The organism is Pilibacter termitis (genome assembly GCF_900167335.1).
Taxonomy (GTDB): Bacteria; Bacillota; Bacilli; order Lactobacillales; family Streptococcaceae; genus Pilibacter; species Pilibacter termitis.
This window is the reverse complement of sequence record NZ_FUXI01000015.1, coordinates 44458-69964: the sequence shown is the minus strand read 5'-3', so window position 1 is coordinate 69964 and position 25507 is coordinate 44458. Positions and strand designations below refer to the sequence as shown.

The following is a 25507-nucleotide window of genomic DNA, read 5'->3' as shown; positions in this document are numbered from 1 at the left end:
CTAGTTTTCCGTTTTTCTTCGTCAATCTCCTCAACCTTGTCTAGCTACGGGGGCAGGAGTTTGGTCGCTGTTCGCAATGCTACTTGAAACTTCGTTTCAAGCAAGTAAATAGCATGGCTCACTACGACAAACTCCTGAACGCCCCTCTTAGCTTTTCTATGTCTAGCTACGAAGTGCAGGAGTTTGGCAACTGTTCGCAGTGTCGCTCGAAACTAAAGTTTCGATGCTAGTCTTTCAAGAATCTTTGATTCTTAGAAAGACTGTATGCGAAACGAAGTGTAGCGGTAAATAAACGACACGGCTCACTATTGCAAACTCCTTAACGCACTTCTTCGCTTTTCTATGAACCACATAGTTTTCGTCGATTTCCTCGAAAAACGAAAAACTATCTAATTTGGTATTAAGCGAAGTTTTTAGAGGTACCCTGAACATTATTTTCTAAGCCTTAATGCACTTATCACATCAAAGCAAAGTTCCATTTTTTCAGGCTTATCTTAGTCTATGATTTTTTCTCCATTCTCATGCGTTCAATATGCATGGCGAGAAATCCTAATTCTTCATTTGGCACTTGATAATGAAAATCTTTCATCAATAAAACTTGAATTTTTTTCGCTACATCATAGCTTTTTGGATATTTTTTCCGCACCAAATCAAGTACATCCGTATCCATGACAGCATAGTTATTTTGCATAAAACGGTGGATAAACAAACGTAAATGATTGACCAACCGTGAATAGTTCAACGCCATTTCTTTGGAATGAATGTCAATAGATAGCTCTGTTTCAATCAAATGAATAATAGCTGAAATAATGCTGACCTCACGAATACTCTCACTATTGTTTTGTTTTCCAGTCCTTGCACTATGCAAATGAATGGCGATATAACCCGCTTCATCGTATGGAAATGGAATACCTAAAGTATTACTCAAATACTCAATCGCCCACAATGCAAGTGAATATTCCTCGGCATACATGGACTCAATTTCCTTGAGCAATTTATTTTTCACCAAAATCCCATTTTGAATATTTTCAGCAGCGAAAGCAATATGGTCACTCAAGCTAATGTTGATATGTGGATTTAACTTTTCATTCAACACTTGCTCTGCGTGTGCAATAATCGTCTCACTTGCAAAGAAATATCGTTCCTCTATTTGAGAAAGGAGGGTTTGAAGTTTATTAACACTCTCTTGTTCCATAACAAAAAGGCGTTCAATACTTGCTCTTGGCAAAATGTCATTACGTTTCTTATCAAAGCCCACACCCTTACCAACAGCCACTTTTTCAAGTGTCCCGTCCAATACAAGTACAGCGTTTTGATTCAGTATTTTTTTGATTCTCATATATTTTTTTCCTCTTCTGCAGAAGTTTCATGCGAATGAGTACGCACGAAATGTTCCAAGTGACAAACAACAAAATAGACATGAAAGAAAACTTAATAGGCACACTCTGCCACTAAGAAATCTTTCATGCCTAGTATTATCTAGTCACATGAAAACTATAAGCTTATTTACAAATTGAATTTTATCACTAAAAAAAATCATTGTCAACAAAAAGGTTGCTATTTTTTGGTGTTTTTTTAAACACCTCAATCCCCTCCACTTCAATCCTTCCCACTCTCCACCATCGCATTAGAAAGAGCTGCAAATTCTTGTAAACTCAAGGTTTCTCCTCGACGCTTAGGGTCAATATTGGCTTTTTCTAAAGCAAACGTTAGCCATTCTCTCGCTTTTTCGTCCTTGCCATAAACGTGCAAAAGGTTGTTCCAAAGGGTTTTTCTGCGAAGTTCAAAACTTGCTCTAGTGAGCTTGAAAAATTCTCTTTCATCTAGCACATTCACGATTGGTTGTTCTCGTTTGACCAATTTTAAAATCGCACTGTCTACATTTGGTTGCGGTGTGAAAACTGTTTTTGGTACGATGAATGCCAATTCTGCATCATAAAAGTATTGAACTGCAATCGAAAGTGAACCGTAGGCTTTCGTTGAAGGTTTCGCTGAAATTCTATCTGCTACTTCTTTTTGCATCATCACTACCATTTCTGAAATTTCCAGTTCCCCCTCGATTAAGTGCATCAAAATAGGAGTGGTAATGTAATATGGAAGATTGGCAACAACTTTGATTTTCTGCTTTAGATCAAAATGTTCGTCTGTCTCTTTGACCAAATCCGCCTTTAAAACATCTTGATTAATTACTTTAACATTCGGATAGATACTCATCGTCTCTTTTAAAACAGGGATAAGACGACCGTCTATTTCAAATGCTATAACTTGTTTCGCTAAACGTGCCAAATGTTCCGTCAACGCACCAATTCCGGGACCTATTTCGATTACATTTACTTCTTCGCTCAACTCAGCTGTCTCAGCGATTTTGCGTAAAACATTCGGTTCAGTCAAAAAATTTTGCCCTAAACTTTTTTTAAAAGAAAAACCATATTTCTCTAAAATTTCTCGTGTTCGTGAGGGTGTCGCGATTTCCTTATAGGTCATTTATCTTCTCCATTACTTCTTCTAATTCTTCTTGTGTAATGCGAAACATTTTCAGTCGTTTCACCAATTGTTTGCCATTTGTATAGCCAATTCTTAGCTCATCACCAAGTAATTCACGCTTTTTCTTTGATTGATTCCCTGCAAGCAAGCCATAGTGTGCTAAAACATTACGTGGAATTTCCTGATATTCTACTTCTTCCATTGGTACAACCACTTTTTCTAGAGCAAGTAAAATATCTTGGTCACTTGCGTGCTCTACTCCAAGCGAGCGACCTTTGCTCTTGCTTTTTGGCTGAGCCTGTCCTCGTGGCAAAAACGCATGTCGAGCCGTTGGGATATGCTCCATAATCGTTTTGCGAATTTTTTCACCTGAAAAATCTGGGTCTGTGAAAACAATCACCCCACGAATTTCTTGGGCATGAGCGATTTGCTCTAAAATATCCTCATTGATTGCCGAACCATTTGTTTCAATCGTATCCGCATTAACAACTTCTTGAATACGTTTCGTATCACTTTTACCTTCAACAACAATAACTTCTTGAATTGTTTGCTTGTTCATTTTCACTCCTATAAACCAAAAATTCGATGTGCATTTTCCGTTGTCATACGTGCAACATCTTCTACACTCATTTTACGTAATTCTGCAATTTTTTCAACCACATAACGTGTATATCCTGTTTCATTTCGCTTGCCTCTAAAAGGAGTTGGCGTTAAATATGGAGCGTCCGTTTCGACCAATAAACGATTCAGTGGCACCATTTTCGCCACCTCTTGCAATTCTTGAGCTTTTTTAAATGTCACAACACCACTCAAAGAAATATAAAGCCCCAAATCAAGAAATTTCTCTGCCCAAGCAACATCGCCAGAAAAACTGTGCATAATTCCTCCTATTTTTCCAGCATTTTCATCTTTCAAAATCTCATATGTATCCTCCAAAGCATCTCGTGTATGAATACAAAAAGGCAATTGCAATTTACGTGCCACCTCAAGCTGCTTGCGAAACACACGCTCTTGCACATCTTTAGGATCTTCCATCCAATGATAATCAAGTCCAATTTCTCCAACTGCAATCACTTTTTCGTTTTCATACAATGGAGCCAACCAATTTTCTATCTCATCAGAATAACTCCCCGCCTCTGTCGGATGCCAACCGATAATCGAATAAACGTTCGGAAAACGTGCCGAAAGCTCCAGCGATTTCTCGATCGTCTCCTTATCAAACCCAACAACCGCAAGCTCTGTCACACCATTTTCCCTTGCTCGAGCTAAAACTTCCTCTTCCTCACCTAGAAAATCTTTAACATTTAGGTGTGTATGTGTATCGAATATCATTTCATTTTTTCTCCTTAATCTCACTAAAAATCCTTGTTTCTCTCAAATAAAACAGGTTTCCTTGCACACTCCGTGCCTACTCATCTTTACTTTACCACAAAATCAAGCGAAAGTCTGTTCTCAATTCAGTCTTAGGAAGGATGCCTTTTTTGTTTTTTTAATATACAATAAATGTATGGACACCTCTAAAAACTCACACTTATCCCAAATTGCTAGTTTTCCGTTTTTCTTCGTCAATCTCCTCAACCTATGAACCACATAGCTTTCGTCGATTTCCTCGAAAAACGAAAAACTATCTAATTTGGTATTAAGCGGAGTTTTTAGAGTTGCCCATATAAACATCTCTATAAAACGAACGGAGGAAACAACATGATTAAACTTATACTCATTTCATTTATTGTTCCATATTTTATCGGAATTTGGCTCAATCGGGGTATTGGCGTAAGACTTTCAAACCGAGACAAGAAAATTTTAGGATTAGCTGGTGGAATCGCACAGAGATTTAACTGGGATTCTACGGTTGTTAGAGTCGTTATGGTACTATTGATTTTGCTCCCTTTCATTAGTATTCCAGCTTATTTTATGACTGCACTTGGTGTGAGTAAAAAGTAAACATAGCAAAAGGGCTATTTTCTCTTCATATCGAAAAAAATAGCCCCTTTCTTTTTTCTTTTTCAAAAAAAATTTTAACTTTTTATGATTGTCAAATATTATCCTTTGATAAAAGAATAACTTAGTGATACCCTTTTATATGGATACTTCTAAAAACTCCGTTTAATTTAAAATTATATAGTTTTTCTTATTTTCAAGGGAATCAATGAAAGCTATTTTTTTCTTGATGAAGAAAAGTGGAAAACGAGAAAATTTTAATAAACATGAGTTTTTATAGTTATCCATCTGTGAGATATTTTAAATCTTGAGAGGGAGTGACACAATTGAAAGAAAAGCTTGACGCAATAATTCCTAAGGCTACTGCAAAACGATTAGCATTATACTATCGCTATCTTCGCACCTTGCATGACAAAGGAATTGACAAAACAAATTCAAAGGAATTGTCTGAGGCATTACAGGTGGATAGTGCAACTATTCGTCGTGATTTCTCTTACTTTGGGGAACTAGGCAAGCGTGGGTATGGTTATGATGTCGAAAATTTAGTGAATTTTTTTGCTAAAACATTAAATGACGACCAATTAACAAAAGTTGCACTTGTCGGTGTTGGGAACCTTGGAAGTGCTTTGTTGAAATACAAATTTCATCAAAACAACAATTTACGCATTTCAGTCGCTTTTGATTCCGATAAAAATTTGGTTGGGAAAAAAATTGGTGACATCGAAATTTTCCCAATGAACAAAATCAAAGAGATACTCGAAAAGGAAAAACTAGAAATTGTCATTCTAGCGGTTCCAAGCGAAGTAGCTCAAGAACTTGCAGAAGAATTGATTGAAATTGGCGTGAAAGGTTTCTTAAACTTCACCCCACATCGCATTATCACACCAAATGACGTTGTCGTTCAATCCGTTGATTTAACAAATGAATTACAAACACTTATTTACTTCTTGAAAAAGAAAAAAGAAGAACTGTGAGTGTTAGCGATAAGATACCGCACGACTTTCGTGCGGTTTTTTTTAAGAGTACCTCTAAAAAAAACAAGAACGCTCAAAACCAAATTCAAGCATTCTTGTTCCTCACTCCCCAATCGACAAAATCTCCCGCAAATCTTCCTCGCTTAATGCGTTAGACTGTCTGTTATCTCCTGTGATTACTGCCTCAAATAGTTCTTTTTTCTCTGATTGCAACTGATGAATCCTCTCCTCAATCGTGCCGCGGGCAATCATTCGCCACACCTCAACATTTTTCGTCTGCCCAATGCGGTGTGCTCGACCTGCCGCCTGCTCCTCTACTGCAGGATTCCACCATAAATCATAGAGAATAACCGTATCTGCTCCTGTCAGATTTAGCCCGGTTCCCCCTGCTTTAAGCGAAATCAAAAACACATCACGTTCACCACTATTAAATGAATTGACCATATCCAATCGAACGCTTGGTTTTGTAGAACCACGCAAATAGAAACTCTCAAGCCCCATTGCTGAAAACTCACGCTCAATAATTGTTAGCATACTTGTAAATTGGCTAAACACCAACACTCTACGACCATTTTCATTGGCAACTTGTACGATTTCTTTTAATTGCTCGAGTTTACCACTTTCACCTGTATAATCCTCTAAAAATAGATGTGGGTCGTCACAAATTTGTCGAAGTCGTGTCAATCCCGCCAAAATACTCATGCGATTTCGCTTGAAATCATCACTTGACATACTGGTAATTTCGTTATTCATCTGCTGTAAATAAGCGAGATACACCTTTTTCTGCTCATCTGTAAGCGTTGAATAGAGATTGCTTTCGACTTTTTCTGGCAAATCACGCAACACTTCACTTTTCAATCGCCTCAAAATAAATGGCTTTGTAAATTTCCAAATTTCAGCCGTAGTCAAATTTCGATATTTTTGTCTATTTGGCAAAAGTCCCGGCAATAAAATGGAAAAAATATTCCACAATTCTTCGAGATTGTTCTCGATTGGTGTGCCAGAAAGAGCAAATTTTTGCCTTACTCTTAACGAAGAAATGACACTTGCTGTCCTCGTTCTCGCATTTTTGACCATTTGTGCCTCGTCCATGATTAAATAACCAAAAGACAATCTTGAATAAATCATTGCATCTGAACGCAAACTAGAGTAGCTCGTGATTAAAATATCTACCTTTTCTCCATTTTCCAACAGACGCTCACGCTCGCCTTTATGCCCAACGACTACTTTTTTCGTCAAATTCGGTGCAAATTTTTCGATTTCACTCTCCCAATTGTAAATGAGTGAGGCGGGTGCTACAATCAAAGCCGTTCCTTTCCAATTGTCACTTTTTTCACTTAGCAAATAAGTAATCGTCTGAATGGTTTTCCCTAACCCCATTTCATCTGCTAAAATACCACCAAAACCGTAATTTGATAACATTTTCAGCCATTTGACACCTTCTAGCTGATATTGACGAAGTTGGGCATTCAAATCTTTTGGTAAAGTAAATGGGATCAACTCTGGGTGATTCAAATCATGCAATAACGTCTTAAATCCCTCTGAAAATAGAACGAACGGTGCTTTTGAAAGTTTTTCTGAAACTTCCATTCCTCTTGCACTAGAAAGCTGAAAATGACCGTTTTCAAGGCGTAAACTTCCTCTTAAATCATTCAAAATATCGGCAGTTTGGATAAACACCTCTGAATCTAAACTTAATACTTTCCCGTCCGACAAGGTCGCAAACGGCTCTTTTCTCATCAACCGTGTCAACACTCGGTTAATTTCTTCCTGCGGAATACCAGAAATGTCAAATCGCACATCTAGCCACCCTTGTTTTTCTTCAACTTCAAAAACAGGCTGAAGTTTTTGGGTATCTAGGTACATTTCAGACAATTTTTTCCCTAAAAGCACTTTCGCTTTTTTTCTCAATTGTATCAATTCTGTACGGAAAAAATAAAACAAACTTTCGCCATAAGGCAAAGGTTTTTGATACCCTGTCTCAGTCTTAGTAAAACGGAATTTTTCAAGCAAATGCACTATTTCACTCTCTTTTTCACTATCACGCAAAACAACACTATTGCCTAGAATTTCTTGTGTCTTATCCGTTGAAAATACTTGCTCACCATAGTGAAAGTCTATCCTTACATCAATATTTCCCTTGATTTTTTTCATTAAAAGATAAGTCTTTAACTCTGAATTGACGAGCTTTTCATTCATCGCTTCAGGTACATGAACCTTTCCGATTTTGCGTAGCTGCGGCAAAAAATCGCTAAAAAATTCATTGTATTCTGTTTCCGAAAAATGAATTTCCTTTGATTTCATTTGTTTTTCAGCTGTATTCAAAATAGAAATCATTTCTATTTCATTCGTTTCGACGAAATAAATCTCATTTTCCTTTACAATCCAACCGTACATTTCAAAAACTCGTAGGTTTTCTGTGGGCAATTTGAGCGTTAAATCTTTATTTTTTAAATTCATGTCAAAAGAAAAAGGGTATTTTTTTTGCATAAAGGTCAACGTATCATAACTTACTCCGTCAATCTCAAGCGTAAAAGCTCCAGTTTTTGCCATTGTCTCTAGCAATTCTTTACTCTCGTCAATCGGCAACAACAAATAACGTTTGTCAATTTTTCCATTTTGATTATTCGTTGCTTTTTTCATCATTTCAAATGTCAAATAAATTTTGTGCAATTTCTCAAGCAATTTCAAACTTTCTTCGTCAAATGCTTGTGGCGACAAGAGAAATTCCTTATGCTCATTTACTCGGAAAATACTTTGTTCTTCAAGTTTTTCAAAAAAGGTGCCAATATTTTTCACAATCACCGTTCGTTTTTCTGTCTGCAAACCAATTTTCAACATAATCCCCAACACATCTAGTTCTGGATGATATTGATTCGTAGAAATATTGACCACTTGAAACTCTATTTTTAACGGTAGAATACGTTGTTCTATTTGTCTTGGCGAAGAAAATTTTGACAACGCACTTCGCAAAATATCCACATCTTTCACCACACGTTTTCTTGGCAAAAGCATTTTTGGATTTTGCGACAAAATGCGATTGAGTCCTTTTTTTCTCAAAAACAGCTCTACTGCAACCGTATGCTTGCAATATTGATGTTTTTCCCAATACGGACATTCGCAAGTATCTACCTCTTGCACGCCACCGTCAAGCGTTACCTCATAGTCACGTGTGCCAACAACCGTTGCCCGCCACACATTTGCCACTTCATCTGCCGAAACACGCAATACACGTCCTTCGTCTACATATTTTCTTCCACGTGCAATAATCTTTGCAGGAATCGTCCATTTCATATACTCAGCTCCATTTTATTTTATCCTTGTATTATACCACGAATGTAAGGATTTTCTATGATCTATTCCTCAGAAAAACGGAAAATATTTTTTAGAGATTCCCTTTTGATAAAGGTTGCGTTTTTGTTGAAAAAACAGGAGGTTTGTGAGTTAATAAAGTAAGGGAATACATTTATTTTTAATTAAAAAGGGGTGCTTTATATGTTCGAGCTATTAGAGGAAAAAGAAACTATTAAAATTGTCATGTTGCTTACAATTCAAAGGGAATGCAAACAATTTGCTGATGCAGCTTTTTTTCATGAACATACTGCTAAAATGCTAGATTCCTTAGGAGTTAGCTCAAAAAGCCAACGGAGTTTTGAGCGTTATATCAAAGAGATAGAAGAGGACATTTTGTTTTACAATTTAGAATCAAAAATTCCTCTCAAGTTTGTTGGAAATGAAATAGTAAACGACCTTTCCTTGCCACTTCATATTTCTTATCTTATGGATAGATATTTGCTAGGAAGTATCAAATTTTTACTCGTTTACGCTGCTTTTCGAGGGAAAACGATGCCTTCTTTTGAAATGATGGACTGGCTAACAGAAAATATACAGCCTTCACCTTCTTCTAATCGTGAGTTTTCCATTAGCCCAAATACGCTTAGAAAAAAACGTGATGAGTTAAATGAGAGTTTTAAACCACTTGGTTTTAGTATTAATAAAAAATATGTGTTTGAAGGAGAAGAAAAAAGTATCCGCATTTTTCTCTTTGTGCAATATTTGAGAAACTTCAATGCTCTTACCGAACTTGAAACTTCCTTGCAGGACAAGCGTTTTAAGAGATTTTACTATCAAGTCAATGAACACGCAAAAATCATTATGTCAGAATTAAAAGACGACCTTGCTTATCAATCAATTAAATGGGAACAATTTCTCATGATTCTCATCGGAGTAACAACGATTCGCAATCTAAACGAGAACTTTTTGTCTAAAACAAAATTAAAATATTATAATAATACAGCACTGATCAAAGATACACGACTGGCAAATATCATCTCTATTTTCCAAAAGGAGCTTAGCAAAAAAATCGCTCCTGAGCAATTAAAAGTGGAGACGTTTTTTATTATTAATTTTCTCTATGTCTTTGATTTTCCTTTTACCGCAAGTTTTGATGATTTTTTCAGCACTCGCCTAAAAGCAGATCTCGACTCGACGAAGTCTATTATTATGAGTCTTTTTGAAGACAAATTTAAGCAACCTTTTAAACACGAAGATAAACTTCTGTTTAGCAAAAATTTTCATAAAGTGCTGTTGCAACTTTTATTTTTTGAAAACTACGATACAGGCATGAAAAGTAATTTGGAGTATTTCAAACATCACTATCCAATTGTTACACCGATTATTTTGAGTTCGACCAAATCATTGAGTGAGCATTTTCCTAAGTTAAATCGCCTGATTTTCAATGGGAAAGCTAGTTGCTCTTTGTTCAATAATTATTTTAGTCAATTGATTCACCCTGCGATCTTGACTTTTTACAACAACTCCTCTTACAACGAGGATATAATCAATAACTACATTGTCAAAGCAAATATTTGCATTGAAGTATTTGGTGGGATTGCGAAAAAACAATTTATTGAACAAGCCTTAATGCAAAAATTTAATCTTCGTGCAAATTTTCAGGATTTTCCTGATGAAACAACCAACTTTTACATTACAGACATCATTGCTAGTAACGAAAAAGCAATCAATGCCTCTATTTTTGAATGGCGAATTGGCACGAGCGACCCTATGCTAGAAAATTTTGCCAACACCGTCAAAAATTGGCAGTTTGAGCATCTATAAGAGTAACTCTAAACAAAACTCTCAATCACTTCCTACTAACTAAGTGATTGAGAGTCTTTTTATTTTAGGGCACCTCTAAAAACTCGCACTTATCCTAAATTGCTAGTTTTCCGATTTTCTTTGTCAATCTCCTCAACCTTGTCTAGCTACGAGGGGCAGGAGTTGGGTCGCAGTTCGCAACAGCACTGGAAACTTCGTTTCCAGTAAATAAATGCTGTGGCTCACTACGACAAACTCCTGACCGCCCCTCTCCGCTTTTCTATGAACCACATAGCTTTCGTCGATTTTCTCGAAAACAAGAAAAACTAGCTAATTTAGTCTTAAGCGGAGTTTTTAGAGTTGCCCTTTATTGATTTTCTCGCTTTCCAAAACAATCCTGCCAATAAAATTTCTGCCAGTCCAAAGAAAACAAAGAAACACAAAAGGAAATAGTTTTCTGGTAATACTTTGATAATCGGGTCTTTTGTTGCATCATAAATCCAAAAATCATTGCGAAAGAGGATTTTGTGAAACAAAGTAAAAACTACATCAAAATTTAAAGCGGAGAAAATGCCAATGACAAATGGAGCAAGCATAGCGATTTTTACAGAAAAAATGAATTTCCACCAAGCATTTTCACGTCTTATTTTCAAAAGATACCAAATGGCACCAAGGAACGCCAAAACAAATAAAACAGTCGCTAAGATAAATAAATTTTTCACCTCAGCAAAATGAATCAAGCCTTGCGTAGACGAAGGAAAGTTAGGCATTACAAGAGTTTTCTCAAATGGATTGTTCATGTAGTCCATTAAAGCATCATAATTTTTGATAATTTCTTTCTCGCTTAATGGAACTATATTTTGTAATTTTTCTGTGCGTAAAATAATTAAATACAAAAATTTTGCATGAATGACAAACACAATACTTCCTAGAAAAATGCTCATATAAACACAAAATTTGCCAAAAAATTCTTTTAGATTCTCTATTTTCATTTGTCAAAGTCCCAATCATCAAGTGTCGCTACTACAAAAGTAGGTGCAACGGGCAAGTTTGGCACTTCTTCAGGACTTGTAAAGCCCGTGGTGACAAGCAAAGTATCTATATCATTTTTTATTCCTGCTTGAATATCCGTCAAATAGTTGTCCCCTACCATTAGGCACTCACTTCTGTGAATATTTAAACTATCTACTGCCTTATTCATAATAATCGCATTCGGTTTCCCAATGTAAATTGGCTCTACTTGTGTCGCTGCCTCAATAAAACGTGCCACACTTCCAGCTCCCGGCAATAATCCACGCTCTGTTGGGATATTCAAATCGGGATTGGTACCAATAAATGTTGCTCCATTTTGTACGGCAAGGGACGCTTTCACCGCTTTTTCATAAGTCAAATCACTGTCCAATCCTACCACGACATAGCTTGGGTCTACTTCATTCCAAACAAAACCAGCATCAAAAATCGCCTCTTTTAGTCCATATTCACCGATAATATACACACTATTTCCACGGTTTAACTCTTTCATGTAATCAATCGTTGCAAGAGTGGCGGTATAGATTAAATCACTTTTTACGTGTATGTCAAATTCATTTGCCAATCGATTCGCTACGACTTCGGGAGATTTTGTCGTGTTATTCGTCACAAATAAAAACGGAATTTCTCGCTTTTGCAATTCTTCCACAAATCGTTTCCCCGCAGGAATCCCTTGATTTCCTAAATAAATCGTACCGTCTAAATCTATCAAATAACCTTTATATTTCATTTTCTCTTCTCCATTCTATCAACGCTTCCGTATGCAAAACACCGTCAACTGAAATCTGATGTTTCGTTTCTAAACCTTCAACTTGTGCGGTACTTTTTACGATTGTTCCTTCTTCTATTTCACGCACGTATCGCATGGAAAGTTTCCTTGGTGTGTGTGCAATCAAAAAGTCATAGCCCAACACATCGAGTAACCAATCTATATATTTAGCATTGTTCACATGATGATTGACATCTAACTCGGAAAAACGAACAGGATAGTCACGCTCATAATCCACTTTTTCAAGTGAAATATTTAACGGACGATTGATTTTCTTTGTTTTTTCACTTTCATATGGAGCAAGAAATTCCTCCGTCACACTTGCCATTTTTCTACTTTCTATATCCATTAATGCAAATGTCGAATGAACCACAACTAATTCTTCGCCGTCTGCTGTTTGAACGGTAAAATCACGATAACAAAAATAACGATTGTAACTTTTCGCCTCTGTTATAACGACGATTTTCTCTTTCTTTTTTGGCAATCGCTTTATTTCAATTTCATGATTGGTCACCACCCACGTTACACCAAGCGAGTGGACATATTCATCACTTCTATTTAAGTCTTCCGATTGAATCCCAGAAAAATAAATAACTACATTCAATAACGTAGAAAGTTTCATTCTCGATTTTGCATCACAATCATAATACGTCACTTGATAATCTTTGATAAATTGTTTTCCCATAGTATCCCCCGACATTTTTTATAGTTGATTTCATTTTATCATATTTTGGAGAAAACAGTTCTCAGCTACACCAAAAAAGCTAGGATTCCGTTGTGTCCGCTCAAATTTCTAAAAACTTATCCGTTTATAAGAGGGAGACTCAGGGGATTTCCTAGCTTTTCAATTATTCGTTTCTATTTTTTCTTTTTCCCACCAAAAGCGTCTTTCATTTTGTCAAAGAAACCTTCATCAGACTCTGAAATGGAATCTCCACTTGCTTTAGCAAATGCACGAAGTGCCTCTTTTTGTTCTTCGTTTAAATGTTTTGGTGTGATAATTTTCGCAATAACCGTTTGGTCGCCGTTCCCACCGCTGTGAAGTCTTGGTGCTCCTTTTCCACGCAAGCGGAATTTCGTCCCCGTTTGCGTACCACTAGGCACGCGTAATTTCACTTCGCCATGAACAGTCGGCACTTCAATTTCATCTCCTAACGCTGCTTGAGCAAAGTTCAACGGCATTTCATAGTAGATTTCTGCCCCTTTTCGCTCAAATTTGTCACTTGCTGCTACGCTGAAAATGACGTATAAATCACCATATGGACCACCATTCGCTCCCGCTTCACCTTGTGAATTTAGTCGCATTTGTTGACCTTCTTCAACACCTGCTGGAACGTTGACTTTTACTTTATGTGATTTTGCCACGTGTCCTGCACCATGACACGTTACACATTTTTCTTTGATTTCTTTCCCTAACCCTCGACAAGCGTCACACGTTTGCTGTGTAACCATACGACCAAGCGGTGTTTGACGTTCAATATTTATACGACCAGAACCGTGACATTTTGAACAAGTTACTGGTGTCGTACCGGGTTTTGCTCCATTTCCATGACAAGTACCACATTCATCTTGACGAGTATATTCAATGTCCTTTTGCACACCAAAAATCGCCTCTTCAAAAGAAAGTCTAAGGGTGTATTGCAAATCTTCTCCTGCTCGTGGAGCGTTTGGATTCATTCTCGCATTTGAACCAAATCCTCCGCTACCACCGAAGAAACTGCCCAAAATGTCCTCAAAATCAAATCCTCCGCCACTCGAAGAAAATCCACCGAAACCGCCAAATCCGCCTGCACCGCCACCATAATTTGGGTCGACTCCGGCAAAACCATATTGGTCATACGCAGCTTTTTTCTGTGAGTCGCTTAAAATCTCATATGCCTCAGAAATCTCTTTGAATTTTTCTTCTGCATCTGCTGCTTTGTTAATATCTGGATGATATTGCTTACTTAATTTACGATAGGCTTTTTTTATCTCTGCATCTGTTGCACCTTTTGATAAACCTAGCACTTCATAATAATCTCTTTTGTCCGCCATTTGGAACCTCCAATTTATAATTTGTATCCTTAATATTCAAATTTTCATTTCAATTTTCATAAGAAAATCTCCAAAAGCAGAGAGCCTCCTCAGCCTTTAGACATTTCCGTAATCGTTTGTTATTTTGATTTTTTTGCCCGCTGAATAATTTTTTCTAACGAAAAACGATACAAGCGAGGAAAAATCCTTTCTATTGCCACCATTATTCTATCAGAAAACGAGTAAAAATAACGTGACTTAGGCTTAGAAGTGGTTGCTGCTTTGTAAAACAATTGGGCTAATTTTTCACTTGTCGCACCTGTTTCAACAGTTGACATAAGTCCTTTGACTCCTATGACCAAATCTTGATAACTCGAATTTTCTTTTAGATTTTTTTCCGCATTTTTCATGGCAATTTCACTCCATTCACTTTGGGTAACACCCGGTTGAATGGCGATAGAACGAATACCGAGAGGGGTAATTTCAGTATCTAGCACATTGCTATACATACTAAGTGCCGCTTTCGTTGCATGATACCACGCACCAAGTGGCGTGTAGACATCTGCACCAATAGAAGAAATATGGATAATTCTTCCGCTTTTTTGCTTTTTCATTGTTGGTAATACAGCATTTGTCATTCGTGCAACACCGAACAAATTCACGTCAAATTGATATTTTGCATTTTCTAGTGGAATTTCTTCGACTGGTCCATATTCACCGTAGCCCGCGTTATTGACTAGGACATCTATTCTCATTTGCTCGGTTTGAACTTTTTCGATAAATGATTGAACGGAGAGTTCACTCGTTACATCGAGTGGGCAAATGTAAACGCCAAATTGTTCAAGTTCTTTCATGCGTTCCACTCGTCTTGCTCCTGCGTAGACAATCCAACCATTTTGGGCAAACAATTTCGCCGCCGCAAACCCCATACCACTTGAGGCACCTGTAATAATCACTACTTTTTTCTCAGACATTCCTCACCCTCCACTTCTGTGTTAGAAATCCAATTCATCCACCACTTTTTGAGTTTGTTGCATTTTTGATTTCAGAGCAAAAGCTAAAATAAACAACACACCTGCTGGCGTATTTATAAAAAAACTACACGGCATTGCAAGAATCCCGATAACAAGAAGAAAAATTCTCCACAATTGCTCACCTGCTTTGTCCATTTTTGCAAATGCACCCCAACATAAACACATGATTACTAAGGCAAGAAACGTTATCACGCCCATTGTCAACATACCATTGTATTCGCCCGAAACGTTCATGATAAGCATAATAAAACACAAAAATAATACATAGCAACTATTCAAAATTGCTCCTATCAATCCACAAATTTTCGCACTACTCAATTCTCCCCACCACTTTCTTTTGCATTAGAACAATCACAAGCCTCTACAAATTGGACGAGAGAGTCCCAATTTGTAGAGCTTGCTTTCATTGTTCCTTACTCTTCTTCTGGTTCACCTTTTGTAGTAAAAACCAAAATAAACACAACACCTGTCGCAATGCTTAGAATCGCATTTATTGGGTCAGCTAAAATGCCCAGTATATTGGTTACAATCATAAGAATCCCATAGACTAAGAAGAAAATTTTCCAGCCTTTTCCTGAAGATTTTTCGATTTTGAAATAACCAAGCCAGCAAATCGCACAGAACACAAGCGAAATGACAAGGGACGTAACTACCAGTCCTGACGCTAAGCTCTTAACCATTTCTGCTGAGTTTTCACCGAGTCCACTTTGTGATAATGCTTCTTCCATTTCTGCACTTGGCGAAGTAAGTAGCATAATCGCTTGGATGATTCCCCAAAGGGAAACCGCACTGCGTAGCAAACAACCTACTAGAGTCGCTTTTTTAAGATTGCTCATTTTTTCTCTCCTGTTTTTCTATATATTTTATCTAAGGAAATTCTTAGATATTATTATTGTAACAAAAATCATGAAATTTTTGGGGCATTTTTAACAAGAAAATAAATTTCATGGTTTTTTTCAAAAAAACAGTCAGTGACTTCGCATCCCACAAGCCACTGACTGTCTCAAGCTGTTCGGTTGTTACTTCACTTCTTCAAAGTCGCCGTCTACTACATCATCAGCACTTCCTTGAGCAGCATTTTCTGCTCCTGCAGCTTGTGCCGCAGCTTGTTCATATAATTTTACAGACAAACTTTGTACGATTTCGTTCAAAGCATCACGTTTTACTTTGATTTCTTCAAGGTTGTTCGCCTCAACAGCAGCTTTCAGCTCATCACGTGCGTCTTCTGCTTTCTTCACTTCGTCAGCGTCAACTTTTCCTTCAAGTTCTTTCAACGTTTTGTCAACAGTGAACAACAAAGCATCTGCTTCATTTTTCAATTCTACTTCTTCTTTACGAGCTTTATCCGCCTCAGCATTTGCCTCAGCATCTTTCACCATGCGTTCGATTTCATCATCTGTCAAGCCAGAAGAAGATTTAATGGTAATTTTTTGTTCTTTTTGCGTACCCAAATCTTTTGCTGAAACATTTACGATACCATTTTTATCAATATCAAATGTTACTTCGATTTGTGGAATCCCACGTGGTGCTGGTGGAATATCTGTTAATTGGAAACGACCAAGTGTTTTGTTGTCCGCAGCCATTGGACGTTCCCCTTGCAATACATGAATGTCAACAGCTGGTTGATTGTCTGCAGCAGTTGAGAATACTTGTGATTTGCTTGTAGGAATCGTTGTATTGCGGTCAATTAATTTAGTAAATACACCACCCATTGTTTCAATACCAAGAGAAAGTGGTGTTACATCAAGCAAGACAACATCTTTTACGTCTCCAGTAATCACACCACCTTGAATCGCAGCACCCATTGCTACTACTTCATCAGGGTTTACAGATTTATTTGGTTCTTTTCCTGTTTCTTTGCGGACTGCCTCTACTACCGCTGGAATACGTGTAGAACCACCCACAAGAATCACTTCATCAATTTCACTTGTAGAAAGACCAGCATCAGACAATGCTTGACGAACTGGTGTTTTCGTGCGTTCCACAAGGTCTGCGGTTAATTCATCAAATTTTGCACGAGTCAATGTTACTTCTAAGTGAAGTGGTCCTGCTTCCCCTGCAGTGATGAATGGAAGTGAAATTTGCGTGCTTGATACACCTGACAAATCTTTTTTTGCTTTTTCAGCTGCATCTTTCAAACGTTGCATTGCCATTTTATCTTGTGACAAGTCAATCGCATTTTCTTTCTTGAATTCTGCTACCAAGAAGTCAATGATTTTGTTATCAAAGTCATCTCCACCTAAGTGATTGTCCCCACTTGTAGAAAGCACATCAAACACCCCGTCACCAAGTTCAAGGATTGATACGTCAAAAGTACCTCCACCAAGGTCAAATACTAAGATTTTTTCATCACGATCTGTTTTATCCAAACCATACGCAAGTGCTGCTGCTGTTGGTTCATTGACAATACGTTCTACTTCAAGACCTGCAATTTTCCCTGCTACTTTTGTTGCATTACGTTGTGCGTCGTTAAAGTAAGCTGGAACGGTGATAACTGCTTTATCCACTGTCTCACCAAGATATGCCTCAGCTGTTGCTTTTAAGTTTTGTAAAATCATTGCAGAAATTTCTTCAGGTTTGTAAGTTTTCCCTTCGATTTCTACTCCTTTAAAGCCTTCTTCACCCATGTGACGTTTGATAGAAGAAATCGTATTAGGGTTTGTTACTGCTTGACGTTTTGCTACTTCACCTACTTGAATTTCACCATTTTTAAATGATACAACAGACGGTGTTGTACGGTTTCCTTCTGGGTTGGCAATAATTTTCGCTTCGTTTCCTTCTAATACTGCTACTGCTGAGTTGGTTGTTCCAAGGTCAATCCCGATAATTTTTGACATAATTGTTTGCTCCTTTATTTTTTAATTTCATTATTAATTTTTCTTGTAGTTTTATGACATTTCGGTCGAGAATGTTTCTTTAGCTCGCCACCACAACCATAGCAGGTCGTAAGATTCGCTCATGTAGTTTATAGCCTTTTTGAAAGACTTCAACAACAGTATCTGACGCTACTCCGTCAGCTGCTGGCACGCTTTGAATTGCTTGATGTTCATTTGGATCGAAAACTTCATCTTTTGGTGAAATTTCAATCACCCCTTCTTCTTTCAATGCATTGTTCAAACTTTCTTGTACCATTTCAAGACCTTTGCGAACATTTTCATCCATTTCTGGAATTGCCAACGCACGTTCTAAATTATCCAAACTCGGCAAGATTTTTTTCGCCAAGTCTTGCGAACGATAACGAACAAGTGTTTCACGTTCTTCACGAGAACGTCTGGCAATATTTTGCATTTCTGCATGACTTCGCAAGTATTTATCTTCCATTTCAGAAAGCAATTTTTTCAGTTCTGCCACTTCGTCAATGACTTCCTCAACTTCTTCTACTTCCACTTCCTCAGTAGTTTCCTCCACACTTTCATTTTCTTCGTTCAATGTTTCGTCTTTGATTTCTTCTGACATTTTCTATAACCATTCCTTTCTGCGTTCTGTAAAACTATTGGTATCTAAATATCTATAATATTCATTCAGCCGTTCACTCAACTCCATTGAAAACGAGTGAACTAGACTAAGTGTTTTTTCATAGTTCATATTGTTTGCTCCAAGTAAAGCAATGCTCCCCACACCATGATTGGTGATTTCATAATGTGTCGTAATCAGCGACATCTCTTCAAGTAATGGATGTCCTAAATCTTTTCCAATAAAGACACGAGTCGCAAATGAGTCCTCTTTTGTTTTCTGCTCTATCAGCTGAACTAATTGCTCATCTTGCGTAAAAAAATGGTACATTTCTTTAAATGCCGCAATCGAAGTTGCCTCTACTGATTGAAGGAAATTCATTTTACCAGCAATATACACTTGCCTTGTTGCATCATTTAAAAAAATGGTTTCTAGCAATGCCGCAATTTCGCTTGGAAAATGAAACATTTGATACATCACCATTGGTAAATTCATTCTCACCTGTTGCTGAATTTCACCAAATTGTTTGCCAATAAATCGTTCTTGCACAAGGGTAGCAAGTCTCAAAAGTTCTTCCTCAGGCAAATGTTCGCCTACCGAGAGAATATTCGTTTCAACTTGCGTATAGTCGTAAACCAAAAGAACAATTTTTTGCGTATGATTTAGCTTGAACAGCTGAAAATCCGTCAATCGCCGTAAATCCATGCTTGGCGAAAATAAAAATGTCGTCGTATTAGTCACTTCGCTCAACAGCTGTGCGGAATAGCTTAGCAAATCAGTTAACTTTGGAAAATTGCCTGCTAAACTTCTACGCAATGTCTCGTTGCGTTGTTTTTGCAATGTCGCACTAAGCAATCCTTCGACATAGAGTTTATAACCTGAAATGGTCGGCTGTCTCCCACTAGACGTATGGTTTTTTTCAATCAAACCTAGCGTTTCTAGCACACTCATGTCATTTCTAATCGTTGCACTACTTGCCTTTATCCCTTTATCTATGAGAGCTTTCGAACCAATTGCCTTATTCGTTTGTGCATAATTTTGGATGATAAGTTTCAGAATTTGTAGCTGTCTTTCTTTTAACGTCAAATTCATTCACCTCACTCTACTCATTAAAATTAGCACTCTAAACACGTGACTGCTAACCTCATGTTTTAGTTTACCTCTACGTATGTTTTCTGTCAAGAAAAAACTCTCAAAAATTAGCACTCTTTTATACCGAGTGCCAATTTTTATTTTTTCGCACAAAATGATAGATATTTTTAAGAAAATTTGATACCTTAGTATGCGTGAGAAAAAAATATTTTAAGGTTCTAAATTGACCTTAAAAATACAGGAGGATTTTTATGATTTCAGCAAGTGATTTAAAAGCAGGTATGACATTCGTCAATGGTGACAAGCTCATCAAAGTGCTAGAAGCAAGCCACCACAAACCCGGAAAAGGGAACACTGTTATGCGTATGAAGTTAAAAGACGTTCGTTCTGGTGCGAACTTTGATACAACTTATCGTCCAGAAGAAAAATTTGAACGTGCACACATCGACTCAAAACCAGTACAATATTTATACACAATGGATGACACTGCATTCTTCATGGATTTAGAAACTTTTGAGCAGTATGAAATTCCAACGGCTGTTGTAGAAAATGAATTGAAATTCATCTTAGAAAACGCAGAAGTAAAAATTCAATTTTTCGGTTCAGAAGTTATCGGAATTACTCTTCCTACAACTGTTATCCTCGAAGTTGTCGAAACACAACCTTCTATCAAAGGAGCAACTGTTACAGGGAGCGGAAAACCCGCAACAATGGAAACAGGCTTAGTTGTAAACGTCCCTGACTTCATCGAAGTAGGACAAAAACTTGAAATCGGCACAGCCGAAGGAAGTTATTTGAAACGAGCGTAGCAAATTAAAAAGAGAGTTTCCTTGATGTAGGAAACCTCTTTTTTTATTGATTTATCAACATACTCTTAAAACGATTGGTTGAATGATTGTGCAATACTCAAGGTAACGTTTAAACACTCCCCCTAACATTCAACTCCACAATTTTCACAATCACATCTACTGCTTTTTCCATTGTTTGAAGCGACACAAATTCAAAACGTCCGTGCATATTTTCTCCGCCTGCGAAAATGTTTGGCGTTGGAATGCCCATGAATGAGATTTTGGAGCCGTCCGTTCCACCACGAATCGCTGATAGAACAGGGGAAACGCCTGCTGCAATCATCGCTTGATTTGCCAAATTTACCACTTCCATATCACGCTCGATAACTTCTTTCATGTTATAATATTGGTCTTTCAATACGAGTTTCACACGTTCTTGACCAAATTTCTCGTTCATCTTATTAGCAATTTGGATAAAAGAATTTTTACGATTTAAGAAATCTTCTTTTTCAAAATCACGAATAATATATTGCATTTGTGCTTCTTCTGGTGTGCCAGTCATTTTATACAGATGTGAAAAGCCTTGGTAGCCGTCTGTTTTTTCGGGAACTTCATCGCTTGGCAAATGATTGTGAAAATCAATGGCTACTTGCAAAGCATTGATCATCGTATTTTTCGCAGTTCCGGGGTGAACATTTTTCCCTTGAATCGTAATATCAGCTGCTGCTGCACTAAATGTTTCGTACTGCAATTCACCAAGCGGGCCACCGTCCACTGTATAGGCAAAATCAACATCAAAGTCCTCTACATCAAATTTATCTGCTCCGACACCAATTTCTTCATCTGGACCAAATCCAACACGAATTTCTCCATGTGGAATTTCTGGATGAGCAATCAAAAACTCCATTGCGGTCATAATTTCAGCAATCCCACTTTTATCATCACTTCCTAAAAGCGTTGTGCCGTCTGTTGTAATCAAATCATCGCCCTTGTAATTTAATAAATTTGGAAAATCTGTTGTTGTTAATTTCCACTCAGATGTGCCAAGACTGATGTCGCTTTTTCCGTCATAATTTTCAATGATTTGAGGATTGATACCGACGGCATTAAAATCAGCCGTATCAACGTGTGCGATAAAACCGATTTTACGTGCATTTTCATAGCCTTTCGTTGCAGGAAGTGTACCAATGGCATAGCCATTACTTTCCAAATAATGCACATTTGTAAGACCGATTTCTTCCATTTCTGGAATCAAAATATTTTTCGTAAAATCTACTTGCGATTGCGTGCTTGGTGTTGTTGTGCTTTCTGGATTTGACCTTGTTTCTTCTTTCACATATTTTAAAAATCTTGGTAATAAATTTTTGTATTCTTCTCTTTGGTTCATTTGATTTCTCCTTGTTTTTTAGGTCTATTTATATTTTTACTTCTTTTAGCTGCAACAAATTCCTTGATAGCAAAAAGCAAATATTTAACTCTCTTACTTTCCTGACAAAGTTTTACACCGCCTACTATCATGAGATAAGTGGCGAATAAAACGAGTAAATATCCTAGAAATCCGTCTGGTTCTTGGTTTCTAAAATCAAGGTTAAAAGTCACAGCATAAAAATATTTTTTATCGCACTTTAAAAGGATTCGTATCAACTTCTGACTTCAAAATCGTCAACTGCCAATTATTTTCTACATTCCATGTTTGCAATTTTTCAGCAATTTTTTCTGTAAACAATACTTCAATATGATGCCCTGGGTCAATCGCTGAAAGTCCATTGGCTAACATATCGTGAGCTGTGTGATAATAAATATCACCCGTAATATACAAATCCGCCCCTTTTTCTAAAGCACTTGGATAAAATTTTTCTCCGCTACCGCCACAAATCGCCACCGTTTCGATTGTTTTCTCGAAATCTTCGGCAATCACTCGACAGCTGTCTAGCGTGAAAACTTCTTTCACTTTTTCGGTAAAATCAACAAGCGATAATTTCTCTTGCAATTTGCCAATGCGACCAATGCCGTAAAATTTGCCATTGATTTCATGTGTTTTCTCTAAAAATTCAGGGTTTGCTATTCCTAACAATTCACAAAACCAATCATTTAACCCGTCCTCTACAATGTCGATATTCGTATGTGCAGCATAAACGTTGATGTCATGTTTTAATAAATCAGCATACATTTTGTTTTGTGGATTGTCGGTATCTAGCCTTTTAGCTGGTCGAAAAATCGGTGGATGTTTGGCAATTAGCAAGTCAACCTCTTTGCTAATCGCCTCACAAACCACTTCTGGTCGCACATCAAGTGTCGTCATAACCGTTTTGATTTCTTTGTTCAATGTGCCAATATGCAGACCTACTGGGTCGCCTGAAATTGCAAGTTTTTCAGGGCAATACTCCTCAAATCTCTTGATTACCTCACTTGCCAGCATGTTTCAGCACCTCCTCAATCCTCTTTTTCATTCCTTCTAACTCTGTTATTTTTGATAGATTGGGCTTTTTCGCTTTTTGTAAATTCTCTATGATCCGGTCAATATGTTTTTGTTCCTGTCGCCATTTTTTTACAAATACCGCACTATTTTTCTTTGGCAATTCAACGCCAAATATCGCCTCTTCTATCGACAATTCTACCTCTTCAGAAGATTTTTCGGCGACAATGATTTCATAAATTTTTTCATTTTCTTCCAAAATTTCTTCTGCCACAATTTTATAAGCATGATTTTTCAGCCACATTCTCACTTCTACCTCTACCACATTTGGCTGTAAAATAAGTCGTTCTTTGCCACTTAACTTTCCTTCTTGAAAACCGTCCTCTAAAATATTGGCAATTAACATCCCGCCCATACCGCAAATGGTAATCACATCAATTTCATCTTCTTGCTCAATCGCATTCAACCCACTTGCCATACGTGCAATTACTTTCTCCGTCAAACCACTTTCTATGATTTGATTTTTGGCATTTTCAAAAGGACCTTTCACGACTTCTCCTGCTACTGCAAAATCAATCACCCCTTGGTTCACCAAATAAATCGGCAAATACGCATGATCACTCCCTATATCTGCCACTCTTGATTTTTTCGGCACAAATGACGCTACCGTCTCCAATCGCTTAGATAATTGAAACTCATTCATCCTCCAACAAACCCGCCTTTTTTAATTGTTTCGTACTTTCCTCATGTGGTTTGCGTGAGAAATATTTCGCAAATTTCTCCGTCCAAGTGTATTTTGTACGTTCTCCTGCGAACGTTTTTTCCACTTCATCATACAATTTCAAAAGTTCAACGTCTACTTCCTTATATGTTTCATCATGCACAACCAGTTCTTCTGGCAAACGAGGTTTCACCTGCATTTCTTCTGTCGGTTTTCCTAAAGCTACCATGAAAAGTGGAAATGTTTTTTCTGGCAAGCCTAAAAGTTCCGCCGCCTCTACTGCATGAGGACGAATCATTCCAATTACAACCGTGCCAAGTCCTAAACTTTCAGCCGCTACACACATATTTTGTGCTGCCAAAGAAGCATCTACACTTGCCATTAAAATCGGCTCAATCCCGACAGCTAAATTTTCAGTATCGTGCATTTCACTTGCAACAGAAGTTCTGTGCATATCACCAACAAAAACGATTAACTCATTACATTCTTCAATAAATGTCATATGAGGCGGTGCCAGTTCGTACAATTTTCTTCTTGTTTCCTTATTTTTTACGACAATCATTGAGTAAAATTGTCCGTTCATCCAAGTTGCTGCTTGACGTGTTGCGGCAAAAATTTCTTTCATGTCCGTTTCAGGAATCGTGTAACTTAAATCAAATTTACGAATTGACTTGTGATTTTTTAGCAAATTAATTGTTTCGTTCATTTCTGTTCTCCTGTTCTGTTATTTTTCAATCTTCTTTTACTCGAAGATTATTCCCGTCCATTCTTACTTCTCTGGATAAAAATTTCACACGTTCCATAATTCGTCTTGCTTTCATCGGGTTTTCAGTGTTATTTTTCGTAATGGTTAAATGTTCTCTTAAATCTTCAAAGTTCAAATTGCTTGAGAAAAAGGTAATTTTCTCCTCCTGCATACGATATTGTAAAATCACCGCTAAGAGACTGTCCCGACTCCATTCCGTCAAATCTTCCGCTCCAATATCATCAATCATCAAAATTTCAACTTCTTTGATTCGCTCAATTTTCTCACTTGTGTTGTCTGTTTTATCTTTAGAATGAAAACTTCCTTTGACTTCTTCAATAAAACTCGGCAAATGCACCATAATCGTGCGGACTTTTCTTCTTGCAAATTCATTTGCAATCGCACCCAAAAGATAGCTTTTTCCGATACCAAAATTGCCATAAATATATAAACCTTGGTGGAATTTTTGTCTTTCCTTAGCAAAGTCCGTTAAAAAGTCTGATAGCTCAAGCATTACGTTCTTACGCTCTGGTAAGGCGAGTAAACCGTCTAAATCTGCCGAACGAATAGATACAGGCATATCCATTAGCTCAACGCAATTTTTGATTCGCTGTTCTTCCTCATAGCGACGATATTCCTCCGTTGGCACGTATTGCACATCAATATAATGGTGATTTAACACCAATCTCGGACGAAACCCTTTTGCCAACTGATTCTCCGCACCTTCTGCTACTTTCCGTTTTTCTTTGACAAATTCAAAAAGTTTCGAGTAGCTATTTTTCACTTCTTCTTTTGTCAAGTTGTCCTTATTTTCCTTCAAAAATTGTTGAACTTCCTCATCTTCAAATGCCTCATTTATCAATGCTTTATAGCGTTCATTCCAATCTGGATGACTGGCAAAATAAGATTTGGCACTTTCTGATACATTGTTCATTTCACTCATTTTCTCAC

General features: G+C 37.3%; 26 protein-coding genes. 4 read left to right on the top strand and 22 right to left on the bottom strand.

Annotation, left to right across the window (positions count from 1 at the left end):
* Nucleotides 1–499: 499 nt before the first annotated feature.
* The 4 genes from B5D30_RS07380 to B5D30_RS07365 all read right to left on the bottom strand — a co-directional run bounded on the left by B5D30_RS07380 (nt 500) and on the right by B5D30_RS07365 (nt 3816).
* Nucleotides 500–1339 (bottom strand): PRD domain-containing protein, encoded by an 840-nt coding sequence (locus tag B5D30_RS07380; protein ID WP_078807422.1) that lies wholly within the window; start codon nt 1337–1339, stop codon nt 500–502.
* Nucleotides 1340–1599: 260 nt separating this feature from the next.
* Complete coding sequence (gene rsmA / locus B5D30_RS07375; RefSeq protein ID WP_078807421.1) at nt 1600–2484, bottom strand: 16S rRNA (adenine(1518)-N(6)/adenine(1519)-N(6))-dimethyltransferase RsmA; 885 nt, start codon at nt 2482–2484, stop codon at nt 1600–1602.
* Entirely contained in the window at nt 2474–3043 is a 570-nt protein-coding gene (gene rnmV, locus B5D30_RS07370) for a ribonuclease M5 (RefSeq protein ID WP_078807420.1), read from the bottom strand. Before rnmV ends, rsmA begins: the two co-directional genes overlap by 11 nt.
* Nucleotides 3044–3051: 8 nt before the next feature.
* Entirely contained in the window at nt 3052–3816 is a 765-nt protein-coding gene (locus B5D30_RS07365; RefSeq protein WP_078807419.1) for a TatD family hydrolase, read from the bottom strand.
* Nucleotides 3817–4185: 369 nt separating this feature from the next.
* On the opposite strand from B5D30_RS07365, the gene B5D30_RS07360 reads away from it, so the two are divergent.
* Nucleotides 4186–4428: a PspC domain-containing protein gene (locus B5D30_RS07360; RefSeq protein WP_078807418.1), complete on the top strand. Its 243-nt coding sequence runs from the start codon at nt 4186–4188 to the stop codon at nt 4426–4428.
* 323 nt (nt 4429–4751) lie between these two features.
* Nucleotides 4752–5399: a redox-sensing transcriptional repressor Rex gene (locus B5D30_RS07355; protein WP_078807417.1), complete on the top strand. Its 648-nt coding sequence runs from the start codon at nt 4752–4754 to the stop codon at nt 5397–5399.
* A gap of 102 nt (nt 5400–5501) precedes the next feature.
* On the opposite strand, the gene B5D30_RS07350 is transcribed toward B5D30_RS07355, so the two are convergent.
* Entirely contained in the window at nt 5502–8693 is a 3192-nt protein-coding gene (locus B5D30_RS07350) for a DEAD/DEAH box helicase (protein WP_078807416.1), read from the bottom strand.
* A 201-nt stretch (nt 8694–8894) separates the two neighbouring features.
* Between B5D30_RS07350 and B5D30_RS07345 the strand changes: the two genes are divergently transcribed.
* On the top strand, nt 8895–10517 hold the full coding sequence (locus tag B5D30_RS07345) for a hypothetical protein (protein WP_078807415.1): 1623 nt from the start codon (nt 8895–8897) through the stop codon (nt 10515–10517).
* A gap of 132 nt (nt 10518–10649) precedes the next feature.
* On the opposite strand, the gene B5D30_RS13660 is transcribed toward B5D30_RS07345, so the two are convergent.
* From B5D30_RS13660 to hrcA, 11 genes are all read right to left on the bottom strand, one after another.
* A complete protein-coding gene (locus B5D30_RS13660; RefSeq protein ID WP_159443255.1) occupies nt 10650–10787 on the bottom strand; it encodes a hypothetical protein in 138 nt (45 codons plus the stop codon).
* Nucleotides 10788–10837: 50 nt separating this feature from the next.
* Complete coding sequence (locus B5D30_RS07340; protein WP_078807414.1) at nt 10838–11488, bottom strand: TIGR01906 family membrane protein; 651 nt, start codon at nt 11486–11488, stop codon at nt 10838–10840.
* Nucleotides 11485–12255 carry a TIGR01457 family HAD-type hydrolase gene (locus B5D30_RS07335; protein WP_078807413.1) on the bottom strand — a complete coding sequence of 257 codons (771 nt, stop codon included), beginning with the start codon at nt 12253–12255 and terminating at the stop codon, nt 11485–11487. The genes B5D30_RS07340 and B5D30_RS07335 overlap by 4 nt, the downstream gene beginning before the upstream one ends.
* The gene (locus B5D30_RS07330) at nt 12245–12979 is read right to left on the bottom strand and encodes an acyl-[acyl-carrier-protein] thioesterase (protein ID WP_159443254.1); all 735 of its coding nucleotides are present in this window, start codon (nt 12977–12979) and stop codon (nt 12245–12247) included. Before B5D30_RS07330 ends, B5D30_RS07335 begins: the two co-directional genes overlap by 11 nt.
* 173 nt (nt 12980–13152) lie before the next feature.
* Nucleotides 13153–14328, bottom strand: a complete 1176-nt coding sequence (dnaJ, locus tag B5D30_RS07325; RefSeq protein ID WP_078807411.1) for a molecular chaperone DnaJ — start codon at nt 14326–14328, stop codon at nt 13153–13155.
* Nucleotides 14329–14447: 119 nt separating this feature from the next.
* Nucleotides 14448–15281, bottom strand: a complete 834-nt coding sequence (locus B5D30_RS07320; RefSeq protein WP_078807410.1) for an SDR family NAD(P)-dependent oxidoreductase — start codon at nt 15279–15281, stop codon at nt 14448–14450.
* 21 nt (nt 15282–15302) lie between these two features.
* Nucleotides 15303–15659 carry a hypothetical protein gene (locus B5D30_RS07315; RefSeq protein ID WP_078807409.1) on the bottom strand — a complete coding sequence of 119 codons (357 nt, stop codon included), beginning with the start codon at nt 15657–15659 and terminating at the stop codon, nt 15303–15305.
* A 95-nt stretch (nt 15660–15754) separates the two neighbouring features.
* Nucleotides 15755–16177, bottom strand: a complete 423-nt coding sequence (locus B5D30_RS07310; RefSeq protein WP_078807408.1) for a hypothetical protein — start codon at nt 16175–16177, stop codon at nt 15755–15757.
* A 183-nt stretch (nt 16178–16360) separates the two neighbouring features.
* Nucleotides 16361–18178, bottom strand: coding sequence for a molecular chaperone DnaK (gene dnaK / locus B5D30_RS07305; protein ID WP_078807407.1), 1818 nt, complete (start codon nt 18176–18178; stop codon nt 16361–16363).
* Between the two features lie 79 nt (nt 18179–18257).
* The gene (gene grpE, locus B5D30_RS07300) at nt 18258–18797 is read right to left on the bottom strand and encodes a nucleotide exchange factor GrpE (protein ID WP_078807406.1); all 540 of its coding nucleotides are present in this window, start codon (nt 18795–18797) and stop codon (nt 18258–18260) included.
* Nucleotides 18798–18800: 3 nt separating this feature from the next.
* Complete coding sequence (hrcA, locus tag B5D30_RS07295; protein ID WP_078807405.1) at nt 18801–19886, bottom strand: heat-inducible transcriptional repressor HrcA; 1086 nt, start codon at nt 19884–19886, stop codon at nt 18801–18803.
* 251 nt (nt 19887–20137) lie between these two features.
* On the opposite strand from hrcA, the gene efp reads away from it, so the two are divergent.
* Nucleotides 20138–20695, top strand: coding sequence for an elongation factor P (gene efp, locus B5D30_RS07290; protein WP_078807404.1), 558 nt, complete (start codon nt 20138–20140; stop codon nt 20693–20695).
* A gap of 109 nt (nt 20696–20804) precedes the next feature.
* On the opposite strand, the gene pepT is transcribed toward efp, so the two are convergent.
* From pepT to dnaI, 6 genes are read right to left on the bottom strand one after another with little or no spacing between them, the layout of a single operon-like run.
* Nucleotides 20805–22061, bottom strand: a complete 1257-nt coding sequence (gene pepT / locus B5D30_RS07285; protein WP_078807403.1) for a peptidase T — start codon at nt 22059–22061, stop codon at nt 20805–20807.
* Nucleotides 22058–22318: a hypothetical protein gene (locus tag B5D30_RS07280; protein ID WP_144399525.1), complete on the bottom strand. Its 261-nt coding sequence runs from the start codon at nt 22316–22318 to the stop codon at nt 22058–22060. Before B5D30_RS07280 ends, pepT begins: the two co-directional genes overlap by 4 nt.
* The gene (locus tag B5D30_RS07275; RefSeq protein WP_078807401.1) at nt 22290–23093 is read right to left on the bottom strand and encodes a Nif3-like dinuclear metal center hexameric protein; all 804 of its coding nucleotides are present in this window, start codon (nt 23091–23093) and stop codon (nt 22290–22292) included. The genes B5D30_RS07280 and B5D30_RS07275 overlap by 29 nt, the downstream gene beginning before the upstream one ends.
* Nucleotides 23080–23793, bottom strand: a complete 714-nt coding sequence (locus B5D30_RS07270; protein ID WP_078807400.1) for a tRNA (adenine(22)-N(1))-methyltransferase — start codon at nt 23791–23793, stop codon at nt 23080–23082. The genes B5D30_RS07275 and B5D30_RS07270 overlap by 14 nt, the downstream gene beginning before the upstream one ends.
* Nucleotides 23786–24517, bottom strand: a complete 732-nt coding sequence (locus B5D30_RS07265; protein ID WP_078807399.1) for a nitroreductase family protein — start codon at nt 24515–24517, stop codon at nt 23786–23788. Before B5D30_RS07265 ends, B5D30_RS07270 begins: the two co-directional genes overlap by 8 nt.
* A 25-nt stretch (nt 24518–24542) precedes the next feature.
* Nucleotides 24543–25499: a primosomal protein DnaI gene (dnaI, locus tag B5D30_RS07260; RefSeq protein WP_078807398.1), complete on the bottom strand. Its 957-nt coding sequence runs from the start codon at nt 25497–25499 to the stop codon at nt 24543–24545.
* Between the last annotated feature and the right edge of the window lie 8 nt (nt 25500–25507).